The following is a 23072-nucleotide window of genomic DNA, read 5'->3' on the forward strand; positions in this document are numbered from 1 at the left end:
GCTTTGTCAGAACATTCTTACGGACGCACGAGGAGCTGGAACTCGAAGGCGTACCGCGAGGCGCGGTAGACGTGCGAGCCGAATTCGACGGGGCGGCCGGTGTCGTCGAAGGTCGTGCGCTGCATCGTGAGCAGCGGGGCGCCCTCCTCCTCGGCCAGCCGCTCGGCCTCCGCCGCGTCGGCGACCCGGGCGCCGACCGCCTGCCGGGCGCTGTGCAGGGTGATCCCGGCGTTGCGCATCAGGCGGTACAGGCCGGTGCTCTCGAGCTGTGCGGTCTCCAGCTCGATCAGCCCGAGGGGGAGGTGGTTGCGCAGGTGCGCCATGGGCTCGCCGTGGGTGAGCCGGAGCCGCTCGACGAGCGCGACCTCCGCGCCCTCGGCGACGCCGAGCGCCGCGGCGACCTCGGCGGTGGCCTCGGTGGTGGTGTTGAGCAGTACCTTCGTGGCGGGCTTCTGGCCGGCCGCCTCCAGGTCATCGTAGAGGCTGCTCAGCTCCAGCGGGCGCTTGACCTGGCTGTGCACGACCTGGGTGCCGATGCCGCGGCGGCGGACGAGCAGCCCCTTGTCCACCAGCGACTGGATGGCCTGCCGGACCGTCGGCCGGGACAGGCCCAGCCGGCCCGCGAGCTCGATCTCGTTGCCGAGCAGGCTGCCCGGGGCCAGCTTGCCGGTCTCGATCGCGGCCTCGAGCTGCTGGGACAGCTGGAAGTACAGCGGGACCGGGCTGCTCCGGTCGACGCTGAACTGGACAGGGCCCTCGGCGCCCTCGGTGTCTGCTTCGTGTTTCCCCACGCGGCCGAGCGTATCCGCCCCTGCCCATGACGGGAAGTCCAGAGGTCACATTGTCCGGACATTATGTACTGGCGCCACTTCGCGACCTGGCCGTCCAGCGACATCACCGCACCCTGGGCCGCCGCACACCACAGACAGCGCTTCGGCGCGTCCCGATCGGGAGAAACGGGTGGCCACAGGGGGCGCAGGCGGCACAATGGACGAATGCCGGAGTACGCCGAACTGCATCTGTCCGACCGCACGTTGGTCCGCCTCACCCTCGCCCCCGTAGGCACGCCCGAGCCCGCCGTGCCCGCCGCACGTCCTGATCTGCCCGACGGGGCCGGCACCGTCGAGCCGGTGGGCCGGGGCCGCGAGCGGCTGGCCGCGCTCGCCGGGGACGGGCTGCGGGCGGTGCTCAGCCCGCTCGGGCCGCTGCTCCAGGAAGTGCACGACTCCGTCGCGCGCACGGAGAACCCTCCGCGGGAGCTGTCCGTGGAGTTCGGCGTGCAGATCGGGCAGGACCTCAAGCTCGGCATCGCCGGGGGCAGCGCCCAGACCGCCATGAAGATCACCGCGAGCTGGCAGCTCCCGGACACCGCATCCCAGGAGGGCTGAGTGCGGTGGTTCGGCGCCGGCGCCGAGGGCGCCGGGGAGGACGCGACGCCGGACGAGCGGGCCGGGCTGGTCACGGTGTACGGCACGGACTTCGCCCCGGCGGACGGCGGACAGCCGCCCGCGCGGCCTCCGTTCGCCGCCACCCCGCTCGGCGGCAGCGCGCTCGGCAGCGGCGCGCTCGGTACGTACGATCCGAGTCCCGCCGCGCCGGCGCCCAGCGGCGGCGTCCGCATGGTCGGCGCCGGCGTCTGCCTCACCCCGCGGCACGTCCTCACCTGCGCCCATGTCGTCAACCTCGCGGCCGGCCGGGACCGGCTGGAGCACTCCCACCCCGGCGCGGTGGAGCTGACGGTGGGCTTCCCCGGCGCCACGCACGGCGCCCGCGGCACCGCCCGGCTCACGCACTGGATACCGCCGCGGGACGAGCAGTTCCCCGAGCGGCACTCCCCCGTGCCGCCCGACGCCCGGCGCTGGCGCGGCGACCTCGCCGTGCTGGAGCTGACCGGCGATCCGCCGCCCGGCGTCACCCCGCCCCGCTGGACCGCGATGACCGGCGCGCAGAGCGTCCGCGCCCGCTACGGCACCGGCGACCCCGAACACACCGCGTACGGCCGGATCGTCTCCTGCGAGGGCGGCATCGGCTATGTGCACGGGCGGCCCACCGGCGCGGCCATCCGCGGCGGTTACAGCGGCGGTCCCGTCTGGTCGGTGGGCGATCACCGCGCGGTCGGGCTGGTCGCCGCCATGGTCACGCACGGGCCCGGCCCCTACGATCCCGCCATGACCACCCGGCTGAGCTGGTCGTTCTCCTGGCAGGTCATCAAGGAGGAGCTGATCGCCGCGGGCGCCCGCGCCCTGCTCGCGGACTGCGCGGATCCGGTGCCGCAGCAGCGCACCCCCGACCGGCTCCGCGAGGACCTGCGCGTGCTGCTGGACCGCGCGCTGCCCGACGAGGCGCATGTGCGCAAGCACGCGGCGCGCTTCGCCGAGCGGTGCCGGCTGCCGCATCCCGAGGACGGCTCGCTGCCCACGCTGGAGGAGTGGACGGAGGTCCTGCTGACCGTCGACCGGGCGGTGCCCGCGCTCGCCGAGGTGCTCGCGCCGTACGACCCGGTGCACGCCCGCGAGCTGCGCGACCTGGCCCGGCTCACCCCGCGCCTGACCGACCGCTGGATGTCCCCGTGGGAGGAACAGGCGCTGCTGCAGTTGCTCTGCACCCTCCCCGACGACGTCCGGCGGCGGGTCCCCGAGGCCACCCGCAGCGCGTTCCCATATCCGCTGCCGGACAAGGTCGTGGACGGTACGGGGCTCAGTGACCCGAAGGTCTTCGCCGCGTACGCGCGGCACTGGGTGAGCGCGCTGGAGAGCCGCGCGGGCGACGGGCGGCAGGTGCCGGCCGGAACGCCGGGCGTGCCCGCGCTGCTCCGCGCGGTGGAGTTCGTCGCGGCGCTCGGCAGCCCGCTCGCCCAGCGCACCGAACTGCGGCTGTGGAACGAGCGGATGGCGGGCCACCTCGGCATCGACGCGGCCACCCTCGCCGACCGGCGCGCCGACGCCGACCAGTGGGCGCAGTCCGCGGTGAGCGCACCGCCGCGGCTGGTCGTGGAGCTGACCGGCGGCACGGGCCACGGCCGCACCCGCCGGTACGACGTGGGGTTCTGGACGGACGTGGGCGACGGCCGGCTGCAGCCCGCCGCCGGTGCGGGCGCCGACCCGCTGACCCCGGCCGAGATCGTCAAGGTCCTGCACAAGCACCTGGACCGGCTGGCCGGCGCCTCGGTCGGACAGGCGTGGCCGGCCGTCGAACTGATCGTGGAACACGGCGATCTGGAGATCGACCTGGACTCCCTGGACGCCGCGGGCGAGGGGCCGCTGCCGCCCAAGGTCGTCGGCACCCGCTATCCGATGGTGCTGCGCTGCCCCAGCATCCGGCGGCTGGCCGACAGCGACGGCGTGTGGCGGCGCCGGTGGCGGGCGCTGGGCAAGAAGGGCGCGGTGCGGCTGGACGCGTCGCACGACGACCCGGGGCGGGTGGCCGGGCTGCTCGACGAGGACCTGGACGCGTCCGTCGTGGTGGTCGGCACCCCGCACGGCACCCGCGCCAGGACCGCGACGTGGTGCCTGGCCTGCGGGGTACCGGTACTGCTGTGGGACCGCGGGGAGCACGCGGCGGACGGCGGCCGGCTCTTCGCGCTCGACCCGCCCTCGCGGGTGCACCAACTGCCCGACGCCGTACGGGAGTACCGGGCAAAAGCCCGCCGCTCCCCCGACGAGCACCGTGCCCGCCCGGTCCTGGTGTGGGACGATCCGAGCCGTCCGCTGCCGCTGACCGCGCATCTGACCGACCCTTCCGAGCGAGCGGAACTGTAGGAAGTCCAGGGAGCCATGAGCACCGAGAACGCACCCGCCGACCCCCGCAAGGCCCCGGACGCCGCCGTCCCCGGTCCCGCCCGGCCCGCCGACGTCCGCGGCACCGGCGCCGCGGACGGCTGGCGGCTCTTCCGCGGCGACGGCCTCGCCCGCCGGCCCGCGATGCCCGAGGCGCCGCCCTGGCGCCGGTTCGGCCGCGCGCGCACGGAGACCTCGGCCGCCGGGCCGGGCGGCGGCCCGTACCTGATCGGCCCGGAGCAGGCCGACGTGGTGAGCGCCGCGCTGCACCTGCGCCGCCCGCTGCTGGTCACCGGCCATCCCGGTACGGGCAAGTCCTCGCTCGCGCAGGCCATCGCGCACGAGCTGTCGCTGGGCCGGGTGCTGCACTGGCCGGTCAACAGCCGCGCCACGCTGCAGGACGCGCTGTACCGCTACGACGCGGTGGGCCGGCTGCGCGAGGCGTCGCTCCGCCGCGACCGGGACGAACCGGAGCCGCACATCGGCACGTTCGTCCGGCTCGGCCCGCTCGGCACCGCCCTCGCGCCCCGCGACCGGCCGCGCGTGCTGCTCGTCGACGAGCTGGACAAGGGCGATGTGGACCTGCCCAACGACCTGCTCGCGGTCTTCGAGAGCGGTGAGTTCGAGATCCCGGAGCTGGCCCGGCTGCCCGAGGACCAGGCCGACGTGGACGTGCTCACCGCCGATCCGGGCGCGACCGAGCCGGTGCACCGCGGCCGGGTCCGCTGCCGGGAGTTCCCGGTCGTGGTGATCACCAGCAACGGCGAGCGGGACTTCCCGCCCGCCTTCCTGCGCCGCTGCGTCCGCCTCGACCTGCCCGACCCGGACGAGACCCGGCTGCGCGAGATCATCGCGGCCCACCTCGGCCCGGACATCCTGCCCGAGGTCGACGACCTGCTCACCGCGTTCCTGAACCGCCGCGCGCTCGGCGAACTGGCCACCGACCAGCTCCTGAACGCCGTCTTCCTGCGCGCGGGCGGCGTGGACATCGACGCCGAGGCGGTACGCAAGGCCGTGCTGCACCGGCTCGGCGGGACGGTGTAACCACGATGCCGGAGCGGGCCCGCCGCATCCTGGGCGACAGCGGAGTGGAGCTGTCGCCGCAGGAGCTGCTGGACGCGCTCTGGCTGGCCACCCGGCTGCCCGTGCCGGAGGAGGAGGCCGCCGAGCCGGATCCGGAGCCGGGGAACGGGACGGCGCCGCCGGAGCCGGACGACTCCTCGGAGCTGGAGGCGCCGGACGGGGAGCCGGTGCTGCCCTCCCGTTCCCCCGGCCGCGAGGCCCGGCCCCAGGCGCCCGCCCGCGCGCCCCGGCGCCCGGACGCCGGGCACGGTCTGCACGGCGGCTCGCTCCGCACCACCTCCCCCGAGCGGGACGGCGGCCGCCCGGCCGTGTCCGTACGCGCCCCCGAGGGCAAGGCCGTCACCGACGCGCTCGCCCTCTCCCGCGCGCTGCGCCCGCTCCAGCAGCAGCGCCCGAGCCCGGTCCGTACCGAGGTCGACGAGGCCGCGACGGTCGACGCGATGGCCGAGACCGGGCTCCCGGACGTGGCGATCCTGCCGGCCCGCGAACGCTGGCTGGACCTGGCGCTGGTCATCGACGACGGCACGTCGATGCTGCTGTGGCAGCGGCTCTGCGGCGAGCTGCGCGGCGTACTGGAACGGCTCGGCGCCTTCCGCGACGTCCGGGTGTACGGGCTGCACACCCGCGGCGGCGGGCGGCCCGCCCTGCGCAGCAGCCCTTTTGGCGACGGCCCGGCCAACGGCGACCCGGCGGTCCTCGCGGACCCCTCCGGCGCCACGATGGTGCTGGTCGTCACCGACGGCATCGGGTCGGCCTGGCGCGGCGGCCGCATGGCGGAGGTGCTCGCAGGGTGGGGCCGCTGCGGCCCGACCGCGGTGCTGCAGGTGCTGCCGCCGCAGCTCTGGAAGGGCTCGGGCGTACGGGCCGACCGCTGGGAGGTGACCACCCGCGGCCGGGCATCGGCGAACGCGACCTGGCAGGTCACCGCCTCGGGCCTGCCGCCCGAGCTGGCGTCCTTCCGCGGCGTGCCGGTCCCCGTCCTGGCGCCCCGCCCGGCCTCCGTCGCGGAGTGGGCTCGGCTGGTCGCCTCGCCCGGCGGCACGGCCGTACTCCCCCTGCTGCGCACCGCGCCCGCGGCCGCCGGCGACCTCGGCGAGGACCTCGCCGCGACGCCCCCGCCGCCGCCCGGCACCGACGCGGCGACCGCCGCCGTGCTGCGGTTTCGCGACACCGTCTCGCCCGAGGCGTACCGCCTCGCCGCCCATCTCGCGGCGCTCGCGCCGGTGTCCGTACCGGCCATGCGGCTGGTGCAGGAGTCGGTGTCCTGGCCCGCCGAGACCGCGCATCTCGCCGAGGTGTTCTCCGGCGGACTGCTGCGCGCCGTGCCGCCCCCGGCCGCGCACGACGTGCCCGAGCGGCTGCGGCAGTTCGACTTTCCCGCGGCGACGAAGGCCATACTGTTCGACACCGTCCCCACCGCCGAACTGCTGGAGACCGGGCTGACGGTGGGCCGCCGGATGGACGAACTGGTCGGCCGCTCCCCGGACTTCCCCGCCTGGATCTCCCACCCGGCGGGCCCGGACCGGCTGCCGGACCACGCCAGGGCGTTCGCCTGGGTGAACGACGCGCTGCTGGTACGGCTGGGGATCGGGCGCGCGGAGGCGGCGGGGCCGCGCCGGACGGCGACCGCCGAGCTGCCGGTGGCCGCACGGATCGCGGCGCCCAGGACGACGGCGGCCGGCCGGGCGCCGGTGCCCGGTGTCCTCCCCGGCCCGCGCGTCCTCGACGGCGGCTCCCCCGCGCCCTGGCCCGCTGCCGCCGCCCCGAACGGGGCGCGCGGCGAGAAGCTGCTGAAGGCGGCGGTGCTGGACGCGCTGCACCGCGACCCGTACGCCCACAGCGAGCTGCCCGCCTACCTCTTCCTCGGGCCGCCGGGCGGCGGCAAGACCACGCTGCTGCGGCAGTTGTCGGCGCGCGCCCAGGAGCTGGACGCGCCGCTGGCCTGGCTGGACCTGGACAGCGCCTACTCCTCGATCACCGAGGTGGCACTGGAGGCGGCCCGGCAGTTCCACCGGGACGCCGCCCGGCACTCCGCGCTCACCTTCCCGGCCTTCGCCGGGCTGCTCACCGCGTTCGCCCTCGCGCCCGCGCCGCGTGCCATAAGAGAGCTGGCCGAGTCGGCGCGCGGTGTGCTGGGCCGGTTCCCGCTCGGCGACGTCCCCAGTACCGTCCGGGCCGGCCTGCAGAGCAGTCTGGAAGCGCTCGGGGACGCACCGCCGCCGCCCGGCGTCGGCGCCGTGCTGCGGCTGGCCGGTGAACCGCGGCTGCGGCTGCGGCACCTGGAGCGGGCGCTGGCAGGCATCGCACGGCGCAGTAGCGGCAGCGCCCGTGACCTGCTGCGGTATCTGCGGCGGCAGCTCGCGGGCCGCCCGGACGAGGCCGGGATCATGGACGAAGTACTGCTGCGGGCGCTGCTCTCGGACCTGCGGACGGCCTACGGCAGCGGCACACCACACCGGCGCTCCACGAACTGCCTCCTCCTGCTGGACAACGCCGACTGCGCGGTGGGTGAGGAGTTCCTGCAGGGGCTGGCCCATGCCCGGGCGCTGGACAGCGGCGTCACCCCGGCCTGGGACCCGCTGCTGGCCGTGGCCACCGCCGGGACCGTGCCCCGGCAGGTCGACCCCGAGCAACTTGCCGGGCCCGACCTGCGCTTCCAGCTCACCCACTGGCGCCTGACGCACCGTCAGGAGAACCGGACGGCGGACGACCTGGTCGTCGCCCAGCTCGGCGGGCTGTCCCTGGCCGAGGTCACCGAGCTGGCGGCGGAGACACTCGGCGGCACCCGCGGCCTGCCCCGGCCGCCGGTCGCGCGCCCGGCTGCCTGGCTCGGCCGCCTCGTGCACGATGTGACGCGCGGCCACCCCGGCGCGGTCGCGGCACTCCTGGACGCGTTACCCCGCTTCCCCGCGGACACCGACTGGGCGTACCGGCTGCGCCGGCTGCTCACGCCGGCCGGACCGCTGCCCGAGGGCACGGGCTGGGACTTCGCGGGCGACCTGCTGCACACCCTGCTGCGGGACGTGCCCGAGGAGGTACGGGAGCTGCTGCCGCGGGCCGCGGCGGCGGTCGACCTGGATCACGCGTTCACGGCCTGGGGGCTGTGGGGCGACGCGGACGAGCGCGCGCAGGGCGCCCTGGCCCACTTCCGTACGCACGGCCTGCTCACCCCGCCCGTGCAGGACGGCCAGACCGACCAGTTGCACCCGCTGCTGCGCCACCTGCTGCTGCGCGAACTGGCCGGGCGGCCGGAGACCGGCGCGTTCACCTGGCGGCACGCCCACGACGCGCTGCGGCTGCGGGCGCGCGACCACGGCCAGGGGGCGGTCGCCGCGCACCACGCGCTGGCGCTCGGCGACCTGCCGGTGGCCGCGGAGTACCTCAGCCGCTTGTTCGAGCGGACGACGGACCGGGCGGCCCGGAGCGAGGCATTCGACCTGGTCCGGCGCGCGCCGGTGCGCGACTACGTCCTCTTCTCCGACGACTCACCGGTCCGCCGCTACCACCGCCTCGTCCGGCCGCTCGCGCAGGACGGCCCGCCGGCGGCGATGGCGCGGGCGCTGGCCGCCGCCTGGCTCGGCCCGGAGCCGGCCCGCAGTGCGAGCGGCCGGGTCCGCGCCGACGCCCAGCCGGGCCGCCCCTACTTCGACCCGCTGACCGACCCGTACGGCATCCTCGTCCCGGCCCTGAGCGAGGCACTCACCGCCCTCGACCGCCACTACCCCGGCGACTGGGGCACGTCGCGCGCGGCGCTGTACGGCACGGACGACTGACGCCGCGCCGGGCCCGCGCCGCGCGTCACTTCATCCACTCGTCCTCGTACTTCTCATACGTGCCATCGTGCTTCGCCAAGTGCACGAACTGGTCGACGTACCCCTTGAACTGGAAGTCCTTGCGCGGCAGCGCGTATGCCTTCTCGGCGAAGGTGAAGGGCTCGTCCGGGTGCACGGAGCACAGCTCGGGGTGGAGCTTGGCCTGGTAGAGCGTCTCGCTGGCGTCCGTCATCATCACGTCGGCCCGGCCCGCGACGATCTCGTCGAAGATCGTGTTGTTGTCGTTGTGCACCGTGATCTTCGCCTGCTTCAGGTGCGAGCGCGCGAACTCCTCGTTCGTACCGCCCGGGTTGACGACGACGTGCGTCTCCGGCTTGTCGATGTCCTCCAGCGTGCGGTACTTGTCCTTGTCCTCGCAGCGCACGATCGGCGTCTTGCCGTCCGTACGGGTCGGCTCGCTGAAGGCGAGCTTGCGGGCGCGCGGCAGCGTGATGGAGACGCCGCCGACGGCTATGTCGCAGCGCCCGCCGTCGAGGTCGGCGACGAGGCTCGCCCAGGTGGTGGGGACGAAGACGGCCTTGGCGTCCAGGCTCTTCGCCAGGTCCCGCGCCATGTCGATGTCCACGCCGCTGTACGTCTCGGTCTTCCGGTCCCAGGAGGTGAAGGGGCGGTAGTCGCCGGTGGTGCACACCCGCAGGGTGCCGCGGCGCGGCACGGTGTCCAGGAGGCTGGGCGCGAGCTTGTGGACGACCTTCTTCTTGGCTGCCTTGGCGGTCTTGGCGCCCTTGGCGGCCGGCGCGGAGGGTGTGCCGGACGCGTCCGGCGTGGCGGACGCCTCCGGCTTGCCGTCCCCGGCGAACGCGGTGGGCGCTGCGGCGGTGGCGGCGAGAAGGCAGGCGAGGGCGGACAGCGTGACGGCACGCTTCATGGCGACTCCTGACGCGGCGGGGGCTGCGGGCAAGCTCCTGGGCCGGCATGGGCCGACAAGGGCTCGGCAAGATCAAGAGCTTAAGCCCGCAGCGCCATTCAGCGCATCCGTACCGTCGTCAGCGCACCCGTACCGGCAGGCGGACCGGGCCGCGCATGAGGAGGCCGGAGCGCCACTGCAGCGTGGCGGGGTCGGCGTCCAGGGCGAGGTCCGGGCAGCGCTCCAGGAGCGTGCGGACGGCGATCCGCCCCTCCATGCGGGCCAGCGGGGCGCCCAGGCAGTAGTGGATGCCGTGCCCGAAGGCCAGGTGGCCGCGGGTCTCGCGGGTGATGTCGAAGCGGTCGGGCGCATCGAACCGGCCGGGCTCCCGGGCGGCCGACGCCAGCGCCACGACGACGATGTCACCGGCCGGCAGCACCGTGCCGCCGATCTCCACCGGCTCCCCGGTGAAGCGCCAGGTGCTGGTCTCCACCGGCCCGTCGTACCGCAGCATCTCCTCGACGGCGTTGTCCAGCAGCCCGAAGTCGGCACGCAGCGCGGCGAGCTGGTCCGGGTGGCGCAGCAGGGCGAGGGTGCCGTTGGCGATCAGTCCGACTGTGGTTTCGTGGCCGGCGACGAGCAGGAGGAAGGCCATGCCGACCAGTTCGTCGCCGGAGAGCCGGTCGCCGTCCTCGTCGGTGGTGCGGATGAGCGCGCTGAAGAGGTCGGGGCCCGGCGTGTGCCGCTTGTCCTCGATGAGCTGCTTCATGTAGCGCGCGAGCTCGGCCTCCGTGCCGTCCTTGCCGCCCGGCCCGTCGGTGGTGACGAACGCGTCCGACCAGCGCCGGAACCGCTCCCGGTCCAGGTCCGGCACGCCCAGCAGCTCGCAGATCACCGTCATGGGCAACGGGTAGGCGAGCGCGTCGACCAGGTCGGCACGGCCGTCCGGGGACTTCGCGAGCATGTCGTCGATCAGGCCGTCGGTGATGCGCTGCACGGTCGGGCGGAGCGCCTCGACCGCGCCGCCGGTGAAGGCCCTGGCGACCAGCTTCCGCAGCCGGGTGTGGCGCGGCGGGTCGCTCTGCAGCATGTTGCTGAGGAGCTGGCCGCTGTCCCCTTCCGGCTGCCACTCGGGGTGCGCCGACCAGTCCTTCTTCAGCCGGGGGTCGGCGAGCGCGGCCCGGGCCTCGTCGTATCCGACGACCAGCCAGACTTCGCGGCCGTCGGGCAGCCGCACCCGGTGCACCGGGCCTCGCACCCGCAGCGCGGCGTAGTACGGATACGGGTCGCTGGTGAAGTCCGGTCCTAACGCGGTGAGTTCGACGATGTCCGTCATGTGCGCTCCCCCTGGCCGCTGGGCCTCGAAAAATGATTGGTCGCCTCAGGCACACGAGGTTACGTTGGGGCCATGCATCACCACCAGATCTACGGCTGACACGGCCCCGGCGGCGACTCCGCCCGCCGCACTGCCCGTTCGCCCGCCCGCGCCGCAGCACCAGGCGCCAGGTGCCGGGCCGATGTGTCCTGCCCACCGCAGATCTGAATCGAGTGATCCTCCATGGCTTCCCGTACTGCCCACATCGCGATGATCGGCAATCCCGTCATCAGCCACACCCTCCCCGGTATCGAGATCATCCGGGAGCTGGTGGCCCGCGGCCACCGCGTCACGTACGCCAACGACCCGTTCCTGGCCGACCTGGTCACCTCGACCGGCGCCGAGCTGCGCCCGTACCGCTCCACCCTTCCCCCGGTGACCGGCGGCACCTGGCCCGAGGACCCGGTCGAGGGGATGACCGTCTTCCTCGACGACGCCGTCCGGATGCTGCCGCAGCTGCACGCGCTGTACGACGACGACCCGGCCGACCTGTACCTGTACGACATCGGCGGGTACGCGGGCCGGGCGCTCGCCGAGTCGCAGGGGCGGCCCACGCTCCAGCTCTCCCCCACCCGGCGGAGGGCCGGTGCCTGGTGGCCGCGGCCCTCTCCGTGGCGTCAGAAGCTGCTGCCGTCGAAAGGCCGGATCGCCTGGCAGGATGTGTACACTTCTGTAAGGTAGTGAGCATGACGGAGAGCACTTACTCGATCGTGGAGGCCCGCGCCCGGCTGGGCGCCATCGCGCGCGAGGTCAGCGCCACCCGCGAACCGGTCGCCATCACCGACCACGGGCAAACCATCGCCATACTGGTCAGCCCCGCCGATGCCCTGGAGCTGGAGGAGATGCGGGCCCTGTCCGCCTACCGTGCGCGCCAGGCACAGGGCGAAAGCGCCGGCGTCTCGCAGGCCGAGGCGTACCGCCGGGTGTTCGGCGGGGATGAGGCGTGAGCTACGAGATCATCTGGGAGCCCGAGGCCCTCGCCCAGGCAGAGCGGTTCGCCAAGGATGATCCGACCGGCGTGCGGCAGGTGTTCAGCGCCGTCGACCGTCTCGCCGACGATCCGAGACCCGAGGGCGCGTCCGGCGGCGCCGACGTGTTGCGCATCCATATCGGTCGCTACCGCCTGATGTACGAGGTCATCGATCGGCAGGTCCGCATCAGCGTCATTCACCTCGGTCGCCTGCGCTGACAGCTCTGGCCGCAGACAGCGCCCGTTCCGGCAGGACACGCCGGGACGGGCGCCGGCCGTTTGGATGTTGTCTCAGCCTCAGCCCCGCGCCGCCACCATGTCCAGGGCGACGTCCGTGATCATGTCCTCCTGGCCGCCGACCAGGCCCCGGCGGCCCACCTCGACGAGGATGGTGCGGGTGTCCAGGCCGTACCGGTCGGCGGCCGCCTCGGCGTGCCGCAGGAAGCTGGAGTAGACCCCCGCGTACCCCAGGCTCAGGGTCTCCCGGTCCACCCGCACCTCGCGGTCCTGGAGCGGGCGTACGAGGTCGTCGGCCGCGTCCATCAGCGGGAACAGGTCGCAGCCGTGCTCCCAGCCCATCAGGTCGGCGACGGCCACGAACGCCTCCAGCGGGCAGTTGCCGGCGCCCGCGCCCTGGCCGGCCAGCGAGGCGTCGACGCGGGTGGCGCCGTGCTCCACGGCGACGACGGTGTTGGCGACGCCGAGCGCGAGGTTGTGATGGGCGTGGATGCCGAGCCCGGTGTCCGGGTCGAGGACGTCGCGGTAGGCGCGGAAGCGGTCGCGTACGCCGTCCATGGTCAGCCGGCCGCCGGAGTCGGTGACGTACACGCACTGCGCGCCGTAGGACTCCATCAGCTTGGCCTGGCGGGCCAGTTCGGCGGGCTCCGCCATGTGGGACATCATCAGGAACCCGGCCACGTCCATGCCGAGTTCGCGGGCGACCGCGATGTGCTGGGCCGATACATCGGCCTCGGTGCAGTGGGTCGCGATGCGGACGGAGCGGATGCCGAGCGCGTGCGCCTGCTTGAGGTCCCGGACGGTGCCGATGCCGGGGAGCAGGAGGGTGGTCGGTACGGCGGTCTTCGCGGCGTCGGTGACGGCCTCGATCCACTCCCAGTCGGTGTGCGCGCCGACGCCGTAGGTGATGCTGGAGCCCGACAGGCCGTCGCCGTGGGCGATTTCGATGGCGCCGACGCCGGCCGCGTCCAGGGCGGCGGCGATGGCGCGGGCCTGGTCGACGGTGTAGCGGTGCCGGATGGCGTGCATGCCGTCCCGGAGGGTGACGTCCTGGACGTACAGGGCCGGTGCGCCGGCTTGGTGCCTGGTCATCGTGCTGCCACCTCGCTGGTGCGGTGTGCGGCGATGCGCTCCGCGGTGCGCAGCGCGGCCGAGGTCATGATGTCGAGGTTCCCGGCGTAGGCCGGGAGGTAGTGCGCCGCGCCCTCCACTTCGAGGAAGACGGAGACCTTCAGGGCGTCGCCGGACGCGGCCGCCGCGGGCAGCAGCGCGTGCAGCGGGTCGCCCGCGACGACCTTCTCGAACTGCACTTCCTGCTTGAGCCGGTAGCCGGGGACATACGCCTGGACCCGCGCGGCCATCTCCGCGACGGCCGCGGCGAGGGCCTCGCGGTCGCCGTCCGACACCAGGCAGTGCACGGTGTCCCGCATGATCAGTGGCGGTTCGGCGGGGTTGAGGATGATCACCGCCTTGCCGCGCGCCGCGCCGCCGACCCGCTCGATCGCGGCGGCGGTGGTCTCGGTGAACTCGTCGATGTTCGCGCGGGTGCCGGGCCCCGCCGAGCGCGAGGAGATCGAGGCGACGATCTCGCCGTAGTGGACGGGCGTGACGGCCGAGACCGCGGCGACGACCGGGATGGTGGCCTGGCCGCCGCAGGTGACCATGTTGACGTTGGGCGCGTCCAGATGGGCATCGAGGTTGACCGGCGGCACGACGTACGGGCCGAGCGCCGCCGGGGTCAGGTCGATGACCGTACGGCCGAGGGCGCGCAGTACCTCGTCGTGGTGGCGGTGCGCCCCGGCGGAGGTGGCGTCGAAGACGATCCGTACGTCCTCGAACTCGGGGAGCTTCACCAGCCCTTCGACGCCTTCGTGGGTGGTGGCGATCTTCAGCCGGCGGGCCCGGGCGAGGCCGTCGGAGTCGGGGTCGATGCCGGCCAGCGCGACGATTTCGAGGCTCTCGGAGAGCCGCAGCACCTTGATCATCAGGTCGGTGCCGATGTTGCCGGAGCCGATGATCGCGACCTTGGTGCGCGCGTCGGGGGCGTGCTCGCTCATCGCTGCTCTCCTTCCGTCTCCGCCGCGAACCGGGTCGTCACCGAGCCCAGCCCCGAGATGTGCGCCTCGAACACGTCGCCCGGTGCCGCGGCCGCCATCGGGCCGAGCGCGCCGGTCAGTACGACGTCGCCGGCCCGCAGCGGGTCGCCCGTCGCGGCGAGCGCGGAGGCCAGCCAGGCGGCGGCGTTGAGCGGGCTGCCCAGGCAGTCGGCGCCGGTGCCCGTGGAGACCTGCGCGCCGTTGCGGGTCATGGTCATCCGTACGGCGCGCAGGTCCAGCTTCGTCACCGGGACGGGGGCGCTGCCGAGCACAAAGAGCCCCGAAGAGGCGTTGTCGGCGACGGTGTCGACGATCGAGATGTCCCAGCCGGCCACCCGGCTGTCGACGATCTCCAGCGCGGCCAGCGCGAAGTCCGTCGCGCGCAGCACGTCCGCGACGGTGCAGTCGCGGTGCGGCAGGCCGGCCCCCAGGACGAGCGCGACCTCCGCCTCCACCTTGGGCTGCAGCAGCCGTCCGGCCGCCACCGGCTCGCCCTCGGGCACCGCCATGCCGGCGAGCAGGGCGCCGAAGTCCGGGCGGTCCACGCCGAGCTGGGCCTGGACCGCGGGCGAGGTGAGGCCGGTCTTGCGGCCGACGATCCGGCCGCCGGCGGCGATTTCGCGCTCGATGGTGAGCCGCTGGACCGCGTACGCGGTCTCCAGGTCGCCTTCGGGCAGCAGGCCGCGTACGGGGGCGCAGGGCACGCCGGTACGGGCGGCCTCCGCCAGGATGTCGGCGGCCTTGACGACGGCGGGCGGCGCGCCGTCCGCGCGGACGGACTCGGGTGGGGTCGGCATGGAGCGTCTCCTGATCGGCGTGAAGAGGCGGCGTGTGAGCGGCGGCTGGGCGGCCGGGCGATCTTCCGAAGGGAAGGCGTGGGCTCCGGTATAGACGTGGGGCCGTGGACGGGACAATGTTTGTTCCGTGACACGGAACGACGCAGCCAACGAAGCCGGGTCGAGCATGCTCGACAAGGCCGCCCTGATCGTGGAGTCCTTCCGCCCGACCGGCGGCCCGTACCGGCTGGCGGAACTGGCGCAGCGCACGGGTCTGCCCAAGCCGACCGTCCACCGGCTCGCGGCGGACCTCGTACGGCTGGGCTGGCTGGAGCGCACGGACGGCGCCCGCTACCGGCTCGGCGGGCGGCTCTTCGAGCTGGGCTCACTGGTGCCGCGGCGGCGGGATCTGCGCGAGGCGGCGCTGCCGTTCCTCCAGGACCTCTTCGAGGCCACTCGCGAGACCGTGCATCTCGGCGTGCGCGAGGGGCTGGAGGTGGTCTACCTGGAGCGCATCCACGGCCATGACGCGCTCCAGCTGCCCTCGCACATCGGGCACAGCCTGCCGCTGAGCTGTACCGGCGTGGGCAAGGCGCTGCTGGCGTTCTGCGGCACGGAGCTGACCGAGGAGGTACTGGCGCGGCCGCTGCCGAGCCTGACCGCGCACTCCCTCACGGATCCGGCCCGGCTGCGGATGGCGCTGGAGAAGACGCAGGTGTCCGGGCTGGCCTACGAGGAGCAGGAGGCGGTGCCCGGGGTGAGCTGCATCGCGGCGCCGGTCTTCGCGGGCGGCGATGCCGTGGCCGCGATCTCCGTCGCGGTCCCCCGCGCCCGCTTCCGCCCGGCCCAGCTCGCCCCGGCCGTCCGCACGGCGGCCCTGGGGCTGTCGCGGATGCTGCGCGGGGGGATCTGAGGCGGGCGGGCAGAAGCCCGGGAGCGGTAGTCGGTGCGTGCCGCTCAGGCGTCGTACAGGTCCAGGGCGCCGAGCCCCGGGGACTTGGCCGGCGGGGCGGCAGCGGCGAGGAGCGGGAGGAGGGCCGCGGCGCGCTTGGTGACCGTGTCGCGGTCGCCGGCGGAGAGCGCGGAGCCCATGCCGACCGCGACCGCGCCGGCCGCGATCCACTCCGGGGCGCTTTCGATGGTCACGCCGCCCGTCGGCAGCAGCGGCGCCTGCGGCAGCGCCGCACGGACGTCCTTGAGCCAGCCGGGGCCGTATCCGGAGGCCGGGAAGAGCTTCAGCGCGTCGGCGCCCAGCTCCAGCGCGCGCACCATTTCGGTGGGCGTGGCGACGCCGGCGAAGACCGGGAGGCCGTACCGATGGCCCGTGGCGATCACCTCGGCGTCGAGATGGGGGGAGACCAGGAAGCGGGCGCCCGCGTCCACGGCCATCCGTGCGGAGGCCGCGTCCAGGACCGTGCCCGCGCCTATGATCGCGTCGTCGCCCAGCTCGCGGGTGAGCGTGGTGACCGCCTCCAGCGCGAAGGGGGTGGTCAGCGAGATCTCCAGGCTGGTGATGCCGGCCGACAGCAGCGTGTCGGCCGTGGCGCTGGCCTCGTCGTACGTCTCACTGCGGACGATGGCGAAAACGCGCTGAGCCAGTGCGGCCCGGGTGATCTCCCAGCGGTACACGACAGCTCGCCGCCCTTTCATGGTCACTCCCGCACACGGCGCCGCCGCCGTGCCCCCCGGGAACTGTTCCGATGCGCCGGTGGTCGGGCTCCGCCGCAGGTCGCCGCCTTGAGGCCGCTTTGCCGCCGATGCCCGCCCGGTCGCTGTTTCCACCGAAACGCTACCGGCAACCGCTGACAATCCCTCAGCGGGGGGTGCGACTTGGCTGCCGGGCGGCGCCCGCGGGGCCCGGCACGCCGGGGAAACGCGGCGGCGGCCGGGGCACCGCCCCGGCCGCCGCACTGGTCGCGAGCTGCTCAGCAGCCGCGGTCCACCAGGTCGAAGGACGCGTAGTGGTCGGAGGTGTAGTAGTCCTCGTCGGTCTGCTCGCCGGTGACGATGCGGCGGGCACCGCGGTCCGGGGAGCCGGGGGTCTCGACGGTGTACTCGTGGTAGTACCCGCTGGACTGCTGCGGCAGGACACCTTCGCGGTTGGAGAAGACGCCGCCGTCCTGCGGATAGGGGTAGGGGCCGCCCTTTTCTATGAGGTCCAGGGTCTCGTGGGCCTCGCCGGGCAGCTTCGAGTAGCAGATGTCGCCGACGGCGGCGGCGTGTACGGGCGCCACGTGCGCTGGAGCCGCGTACGCCACCGCTGCGGGGGCGGCCGCGGGCGTGCCGGCGACGGCGGTGGGGCCCGCGAGGAACAGGGCCGAGGCGAGGGCGCCGAGGGCGCCGATCCGGGTGATCCGTGGGGGGATTCTCATGCCGTACAGCATGACGCGCGTAGACATGGACCTGTCAATCCAAGTGCGGGAAATTTCCCGGGAGTTCACAAGCACGGAAGGGGCGCGGGAAGTTGGCGACGCCTTTTGCCTCAGAGGCAAAACTTTTGCCCACGGGGCCGAGGCTGGCTATACCTGAGACATGACCGAACCCCTGGACAACGGGGCCGACGCCGCGCCCGAAGAGCTGCCCGTCGTCGCGCCCCGCCTGCGTGACCTGCGGCGTCGCGCGGGGCTCACGCTGGAGACCGCGGCCCGGCGGGTCGGTCTGTCGCCCGCGCACCTCTCGCGCCTGGAGACCGGGCGCCGCCAGCCCTCGCTGCCGATGCTGCTCTCCCTGGCGCGGACGTACGCCACTACGGTATCCGACCTGCTCGGCGAGACCGCGCCGGAGCTCCAGCCGGTGTTCCGCGGCAGCGACGCCGAGCCCTCGGAGGCCGGCGGCTGGACGTACTGGCCGATGGGCGGCCCCGGACGGGCCATGCAGGCGCTGCGGGTGTTCGTCCCGCCGCACGACGGCCAGGCCGGTCTGGTGCGGGTGCACCCCGGCGAGGAGTGGCTGTACGTGCTCAAGGGTCGGCTGCGGCTCACGCTCGGCGAGACGGTGCAGCTCCTCGATCCGGGCGACGCCGCGCACTTTGACTCGCTGACTCCGCACCGGATCGCCGACGCCGCCGGCAGCGGCACCGAGATCCTCTTCGTCCACACCCTCATGCAGAGCGGTGCCACCGAACTGTGCCTGGGCGGCAACCGCCGCGGCCTGTGAAGCCGCCCGTCGTGGAAAGGACCAGCACCGTGTCCGAGCAGCCCGCGTCCCCGCCGGCGTCCGGCGGAGCCCGTAAGAACGATGTCGAGGACCGGGCTCCGCTCGGACTGTCCGTACGGGTCGCCCTCTATGTGGTCGGCTCGCACGTCCTCCTGGCGTTCCTCAGCTTCATCGTGGTCATGCTGAAGTCCGCCTCCTGAGGCCGCCGTGCGGCGGGCGGCCCCTCCTCGCGAGGAGCCGCGCCGCACCTACCGGGTCACCACCCCCGCATAGAAGTCGCGCCGCCGGCCGCGCCCGTCCCTGAGCCGGTACAGCAGGCTCGACGGGTACTCGATGACCCAGTAACTGGCCACCGCGACCGGCACCGCCACCAGCAGGACGACCGCCACCGCCCACCAGAAGCCGTCCGGGCGGCCCGGCAGCAGCCCCCAGTGGTAGAGCTGCAGCATGACCGGCTCGTGCCAGATGAAGAGGCTGTAGCTGACCAGGCCGAGGTAGGTGAGCCAGCGGGCCCGCAGCAGGCGGTGCCAGCGGACCCGGCCGCTGGCGTGCACGACGCCGAGCATCAGCGCCGCCCACGCCAGCGCGGCGAGCGGGTGGTAGAAGGTGAAACTGAGGTTCTCCGGCCGCGAGTCCCAGGACAGCCAGTACACCGCCCCTGCGGCCACCGCCGAGAGCGCGGCCGCGGCCCCGCCCGGCAGCCGCCCCCGGTCGCGGAGGGCGACCACGAGCACGGCCAGGCCCATGCCTGCCGCGAAGCCGCTGAAGCGGGCCTGCGGGCCGAAGTACACCGTCCAGTCGGTGTGCGGCACGCCGTACCCGTAACGGGCGACGGCGACCCACACGACGGGCAGCGCGAACAGCAGCAGACAGCCCCCGGCGCACACCGCGACGCGCGCGCCGCGGCGGCGCAGCGGGCGGCAGGCGCGCACGGCCAGCGGCCCCAGCGCGACGAGCGCGAGGTAGAACACCACTTCCAGCGACAGCGACCAGGCAGGCCCGAGGGTGTAGAAGATCTGCTGCTGGTCGAAGACGTGGGTGAAGGTGAGGTGCTCCACCAAGTCGCGCCAATTGCCGCCCAGTTCCGGGTTGCGGCTCGACCAGACGACCAGTACCGCGATGAAGTACAGCGGCACGATGCGCACCGCCCGCCGGAAGAGGAACAGCCGCCCCGGGCGGGTCGAGCCGCCGTCGATGGCGGCGCGCGCGTACGAGAGTGTGAGCAGATAGGCGGAGACCACGAAGAAGAAGTCGATGACTTCGAGGGAGAGCAGCGCGGCGAGGTAGGGGCTGTCCACGGGCGGGTGCGAGCCGGCCGCGTCGTACACGTGGTACTGCTGCCAGACGTGGAAGATCACCGTGCTCAGCGCGGCGATGCCGCGGAAGCCCTGGATCTCCTCGGCCTTGCTGCGGACGGCCACCGACTCCTCGCTGCGCGCGCCGGGCAGGGTCGTCGCCGTCACGGCCGCTCCCCCGCCGCCGCTGCCGGGGCCGCGGCGCGCGGGGTGACCCGCCATCGCCGGTCCCCCAGCGCCTCCTTCATGCACGCCTGCCGCGCGAGCATGTTCTTGAAGTGCGTGTAGAAGAACGTCGACAGGAGGGCGTAGCTCCAGAACCAGCCGCGGCGGCGGCGCAGTTCGGGCACGGCGAGCCGCCAGGCGAAGGCCGCCTGCACGATGCCCGCCGAGAGCGTGAAGACCATCGCCAGCAGGCAGACCGGCACGGTCCAGTCCAGCTTGTCCGGGCCGCCGGCCTTCCACACCGAGTACATCAGGATGGGCCACATCTGGAGCGTCAGCCAGGGCTGCACCTCGCGCCAGCCCAGCAGGACGAGCAGGCCGGCCTTCTGACGGGGTGTGAACTGCGGCGAACGCAGGCTGCGCCACAGGTGTTTGAGGGAGACCTGGAGCCAGCCCTGGGCCCATCGCGAGCGCTGGTTCCACAGCGGCTTGAGCATGGTCGGCGAGAGCTCGCGGGAGATGAGGGTGCGGTCGACGGTGAAGCGCGCGCCCTCTCCGAGCGCGCGCATCGTGGAGTCGATGTCCTCGGTGAGCATCGAGCCGTGCATACGGGTGCGGGCGAGCAGGTCCGTGCGCCAGAAGCCGTTGGAGCCGCCGAAGACGCCGAAGCCGTACAGCCGGGTGCGACCCGGATGACTGACCGCGTAGATCGCCTCGAACTCCACGGCCACCAGCTTCGCGACCCACGAACTGTCGCCGTTCCGCACCACGCAGTGGCCCTGGACGACGTCGTAGCCGTGCGAGAGCCAGTGCCAGGCGTGCTGGAAGGCACCCGGGGCCGGGTGGTGGTCCGCGTCGAAGATCCCGACGATCTCGCCGCGCACCCGGGTCACCGCCGCGTTGACGTTCTGCGCCTTGGAGGTACTGCCCGCGACCGGCATCAGGACCAGCCGCGGATCGCGCGCCGCCATCTCGCGGAGTGTGTCCTCGATGGGCAGCGGGTGCGGGGTGTTGTAGGCGAGCACGACCTCGAAGTCGTTCGGGTAGTCCAGGCGGAGGAAGGACTCGACGGTGTCGACGATGGTCGCCGCCTCGTTCGGGAGGTACGCGGCGATGATCGCGCTGGCGGGCGGGTACGGCTGCGCGGGCCGCTCCGGGCGGCGCGGTGCGTCCAGCGAGAACAGGCACTCGATGACGATCAGCGCGGCCGAGATGAGCAGTCCGGCCACGACGACCCAGTACATCACCGAGCCCACGTCCCAGTCCCAGCCGTACGCCTGCTGGTAGACCACGAAGGGCAGGCCCACCCCGAGGGGCAGCACGACCAGTGAGGACAGGGCCGTCAGGCGGGCGCGGAGGGCCGCGCCGAAGGGGTTGCGGCGGCGGTGCGAGGCACGCATCCAGGGCGCGTACGCCACCGGGCGCAGGTCGCGGTGGCTGGTGGACTGGGCGACCGCGGCGAGCGCCTTCTCGACGGCCTGCGCCGGCCCGGTGCAGTCGGCGAGCGGGACGAGGCCGGTGGCCGGGGTGAGCCGGACGTTCTCGTCGGCGACGACGAAGCGGGTGGAGGCGACGGCGTGCGCGAACTTCTCCAGGCCGCGCCGGGCGGTCTCCTCGTCGACGCCGGGCAGCAGCATCAGCAGGTGTCCGGCGTCGTCCCAGCCGAAGCGGTCGCAGGTGCTGCCGAGCCGTTCGGCGACGCCGGCCAGCCGCTCGGCGACCTCGCGCCGGACGCGCGGGCCCAACCGGTGTTCCAGCGCCCCCATTTCGGCTACGGCGACCATGGCCATGACACCCGAGGGGCCGGCGCGGCGCCCCGTTCCCGGGCGCTGGAACTCCCGCTCCAGCTCGTCGAGGAAGTGCCGGTGGGAGTAGAGCCCGGTACGCGGATCCAGCAGCAGCTGCTCGACCGGTACGGGGACGCGGTGCAGCTTCGCTTCGATACGGGCGGCGAGTTCGACCGGGTCGGAGGCGTCGGGGACGCAGTCGTCGGCGCCGTGCCGCAGCAGGTCGGCGACCTCGGCGGAGCCGGGACCGGAGGTGACCATGACAAGCGGCAGCGCCCGTCCGGCGGGCGCTGCCCGGACCTCGCGGATCACCTCCCGCCCGCCCCGGCCGTCGTTCAGGGCGACCACGGCGTCCGGCGTGGCCTGCCGGACCTGCGTGCTCACCAGCCCGGGCGTCACCTGCCGTACGTCATGACCGGTGGCGCGCAGGGTGTGCGTGAGCCGGTCGAGCCGTGGCCCCGGCATACCAACGGCCAGGACCCGTCCGGCGCCTTCTTTGAGCGGAGGTGAACTCTCGTACGTAGAGCTGGAGTTGGGAGGTAGTTGAGCTTGATTCTCTGGGTGCGATATCAGCACCGTGGGGTTTCCTTCCTTGCGTGAGGGCGCGCGAAGAACCGGGCCGGGCCGCGGTGTGGGCGGACCCGTGCCCGTGCAGGGGTGAGCTGTCAGCCGGAGCGGCCGGTTCTTCGGCGGGACGCACGCGGGCCGGCGCAGCAGGCACCGGCGCGGGAAGGGGGTTCCAGCGGAATGCGCATCTGTGTGGTCCCATCCTGATCGGATTGTGGGGGAGGACCGGAATATGTGGTCACCGGCGTCCGCCATGTGGGGGACGGGCGTCGGCTTCACTAGCCTCACCCGTCACTGTGACACCACACCTACGGATACGTAACGCAATGATTAAGGCCCCGAGCGGCCGCTCTGTCGCCACACTGGAGAGGACCACGCGGGGCACCGCCCCGCCGTTGCCCGCCGAGGAGGCCGCCCATGGCCCGTTCCGCGACCGATGTCCTCGACTCCGCCGTACGGGAGTTGGCCCCAGCGCCCGGCGCCAATCCCCTCGTACCGGCCATCGCCGCAGGTGAGGCGCCGCGCGAGGTATTCGCCGCGCTCGCCCTGGAGCAGCACCACATCATCGCCTCGGACCGGCGCAGCTTCCGCCACCTCGCCGGGCGGGCCGCCGCCGAACCGCCGCTCGCGGCGTTCTTCACCTACCTCGCCGACGGGGAGGGGACCGCGCTGGAGCACGTCCGCACCCTCGCCACCGCCTGCGGCCTGACGGAGAAGGAGGTCGCGGCGCACGAACCGCGGCCGGGCTGCCAGGCGTACCCGGCGTACGCGGCCTGGCTCGCCCTCGGCGCCGAGCCGGCCGATGCCGTACTGGCCCTCGCCGCCAACTTCGCCGCCTGGGGCGACTACTGCCGCGCCGTCGGTCAGGCCATGCGGCACCGCTACGGCTTCACCGACGAGGCATGCGCCTTCTTCGACTTCTTCGCCACCCCGGACCAGGAGCTGACGGCCCGCACCCTGACCGCCCTCCAGCACGGCCTGGACTCCACCGCCCTGGACCTCCCCCTGGCCCACCGCTACGGCCGCCACCTCCAGGCGTACGAGCTGATGTTCTGGACGACGCTGACCTCACCACACCGGCCGTAGCGGCGGCAGGCCGTCGGGGCGCG

The 23072-nt window shown here is 73.9% G+C and carries 20 protein-coding genes and 1 pseudogene; 11 read left to right on the forward strand and 10 right to left on the reverse strand.

What is annotated here, in order from left to right:
- Positions 1–17: 17 nt before the first annotated feature.
- The gene (locus tag IG84_RS0123705; protein WP_031060818.1) at positions 18–791 is read right to left on the reverse strand and encodes a GntR family transcriptional regulator; all 774 of its coding nucleotides are present in this window, start codon (positions 789–791) and stop codon (positions 18–20) included.
- A 204-nt stretch (positions 792–995) separates the two neighbouring features.
- Between IG84_RS0123705 and IG84_RS0123710 the strand changes: the two genes are divergently transcribed.
- The 4 genes from IG84_RS0123710 to IG84_RS39010 all read left to right on the forward strand — a co-directional run bounded on the left by IG84_RS0123710 (position 996) and on the right by IG84_RS39010 (position 8632).
- Complete coding sequence (locus tag IG84_RS0123710; protein ID WP_031060819.1) at positions 996–1388, forward strand: CU044_2847 family protein; 393 nt, start codon at positions 996–998, stop codon at positions 1386–1388.
- Positions 1389–3758 (forward strand): VMAP-C domain-containing protein, encoded by a 2370-nt coding sequence (locus IG84_RS42660; RefSeq protein ID WP_031060821.1) that lies wholly within the window; start codon positions 1389–1391, stop codon positions 3756–3758.
- A 162-nt stretch (positions 3759–3920) separates the two neighbouring features.
- Positions 3921–4820 (forward strand): AAA family ATPase, encoded by a 900-nt coding sequence (locus IG84_RS0123720; RefSeq protein WP_051862334.1) that lies wholly within the window; start codon positions 3921–3923, stop codon positions 4818–4820.
- 5 nt (positions 4821–4825) lie between these two features.
- Positions 4826–8632 carry an SAV_2336 N-terminal domain-related protein gene (locus tag IG84_RS39010; protein ID WP_051862305.1) on the forward strand — a complete coding sequence of 1269 codons (3807 nt, stop codon included), beginning with the start codon at positions 4826–4828 and terminating at the stop codon, positions 8630–8632.
- 25 nt (positions 8633–8657) lie between these two features.
- On the opposite strand, the gene IG84_RS0123730 is transcribed toward IG84_RS39010, so the two are convergent.
- A complete protein-coding gene (locus tag IG84_RS0123730; protein ID WP_031060830.1) occupies positions 8658–9560 on the reverse strand; it encodes a transporter substrate-binding domain-containing protein in 903 nt (300 codons plus the stop codon).
- Positions 9561–9678: 118 nt separating this feature from the next.
- Positions 9679–10875 (reverse strand): cytochrome P450 family protein, encoded by a 1197-nt coding sequence (locus IG84_RS0123735; RefSeq protein WP_031060833.1) that lies wholly within the window; start codon positions 10873–10875, stop codon positions 9679–9681.
- Positions 10876–11097: 222 nt separating this feature from the next.
- Between IG84_RS0123735 and IG84_RS0123740 the strand changes: the two are divergent.
- The 3 genes and pseudogenes from IG84_RS0123740 to IG84_RS0123750 form a co-directional block, all read left to right on the forward strand.
- Positions 11098–11487: pseudogene (locus tag IG84_RS0123740) on the forward strand (glycosyl transferase); the annotation flags it as partial.
- Between the two features lie 113 nt (positions 11488–11600).
- Complete coding sequence (locus tag IG84_RS0123745) at positions 11601–11861, forward strand: type II toxin-antitoxin system Phd/YefM family antitoxin (protein WP_031060839.1); 261 nt, start codon at positions 11601–11603, stop codon at positions 11859–11861.
- Complete coding sequence (locus IG84_RS0123750) at positions 11858–12103, forward strand: type II toxin-antitoxin system RelE family toxin (RefSeq protein WP_031060843.1); 246 nt, start codon at positions 11858–11860, stop codon at positions 12101–12103. Before IG84_RS0123745 ends, IG84_RS0123750 begins: the two co-directional genes overlap by 4 nt.
- A 78-nt stretch (positions 12104–12181) precedes the next feature.
- On the opposite strand, the gene dmpG is transcribed toward IG84_RS0123750, so the two are convergent.
- From dmpG to IG84_RS0123765, 3 genes are read right to left on the reverse strand one after another with little or no spacing between them, the layout of a single operon-like run.
- Positions 12182–13213: a 4-hydroxy-2-oxovalerate aldolase gene (dmpG, locus tag IG84_RS0123755; protein ID WP_031060846.1), complete on the reverse strand. Its 1032-nt coding sequence runs from the start codon at positions 13211–13213 to the stop codon at positions 12182–12184.
- The gene (locus tag IG84_RS0123760) at positions 13210–14178 is read right to left on the reverse strand and encodes an acetaldehyde dehydrogenase (acetylating) (RefSeq protein ID WP_031060849.1); all 969 of its coding nucleotides are present in this window, start codon (positions 14176–14178) and stop codon (positions 13210–13212) included. Before IG84_RS0123760 ends, dmpG begins: the two co-directional genes overlap by 4 nt.
- The gene (locus IG84_RS0123765) at positions 14175–15014 is read right to left on the reverse strand and encodes a 2-keto-4-pentenoate hydratase (protein WP_031060852.1); all 840 of its coding nucleotides are present in this window, start codon (positions 15012–15014) and stop codon (positions 14175–14177) included. Before IG84_RS0123765 ends, IG84_RS0123760 begins: the two co-directional genes overlap by 4 nt.
- A 166-nt stretch (positions 15015–15180) precedes the next feature.
- On the opposite strand from IG84_RS0123765, the gene IG84_RS0123770 reads away from it, so the two are divergent.
- Complete coding sequence (locus IG84_RS0123770) at positions 15181–15906, forward strand: IclR family transcriptional regulator (RefSeq protein ID WP_031060853.1); 726 nt, start codon at positions 15181–15183, stop codon at positions 15904–15906.
- A 44-nt stretch (positions 15907–15950) separates the two neighbouring features.
- On the opposite strand, the gene IG84_RS0123775 is transcribed toward IG84_RS0123770, so the two are convergent.
- Both IG84_RS0123775 and IG84_RS0123780 read right to left on the reverse strand, forming a co-directional pair.
- On the reverse strand, positions 15951–16622 hold the full coding sequence (locus IG84_RS0123775; RefSeq protein ID WP_031060856.1) for a bifunctional 4-hydroxy-2-oxoglutarate aldolase/2-dehydro-3-deoxy-phosphogluconate aldolase: 672 nt from the start codon (positions 16620–16622) through the stop codon (positions 15951–15953).
- Positions 16623–16918: 296 nt separating this feature from the next.
- A complete protein-coding gene (locus tag IG84_RS0123780; protein WP_031060859.1) occupies positions 16919–17365 on the reverse strand; it encodes a ribonuclease in 447 nt (148 codons plus the stop codon).
- Positions 17366–17525: 160 nt separating this feature from the next.
- Between IG84_RS0123780 and IG84_RS0123785 the strand changes: the two genes are divergently transcribed.
- Both IG84_RS0123785 and IG84_RS41640 read left to right on the forward strand, forming a co-directional pair.
- Complete coding sequence (locus tag IG84_RS0123785) at positions 17526–18149, forward strand: helix-turn-helix domain-containing protein (RefSeq protein ID WP_031060862.1); 624 nt, start codon at positions 17526–17528, stop codon at positions 18147–18149.
- Between the two features lie 29 nt (positions 18150–18178).
- Positions 18179–18349: a DUF6126 family protein gene (locus IG84_RS41640; RefSeq protein ID WP_169749895.1), complete on the forward strand. Its 171-nt coding sequence runs from the start codon at positions 18179–18181 to the stop codon at positions 18347–18349.
- 48 nt (positions 18350–18397) lie between these two features.
- On the opposite strand, the gene IG84_RS0123795 is transcribed toward IG84_RS41640, so the two are convergent.
- Together IG84_RS0123795 and IG84_RS38155 are read right to left on the reverse strand one after the other, a co-directional pair.
- Complete coding sequence (locus IG84_RS0123795) at positions 18398–19612, reverse strand: acyltransferase family protein (RefSeq protein ID WP_245659550.1); 1215 nt, start codon at positions 19610–19612, stop codon at positions 18398–18400.
- Positions 19609–21780, reverse strand: a complete 2172-nt coding sequence (locus IG84_RS38155; protein ID WP_245659551.1) for a glycosyltransferase — start codon at positions 21778–21780, stop codon at positions 19609–19611. Before IG84_RS38155 ends, IG84_RS0123795 begins: the two co-directional genes overlap by 4 nt.
- Before the next feature lie 600 nt (positions 21781–22380).
- Here IG84_RS38155 and IG84_RS0123805 point away from each other — a divergent pair.
- On the forward strand, positions 22381–23049 hold the full coding sequence (locus tag IG84_RS0123805; protein WP_031060871.1) for a thiaminase II/PqqC family protein: 669 nt from the start codon (positions 22381–22383) through the stop codon (positions 23047–23049).
- Positions 23050–23072: the final 23 nt, after the last annotated feature.

Source organism: Streptomyces ochraceiscleroticus, from assembly GCF_000720485.1.
In the GTDB taxonomy this organism is placed as follows: Bacteria; Actinomycetota; Actinomycetes; order Streptomycetales; family Streptomycetaceae; genus Streptomyces; species Streptomyces ochraceiscleroticus.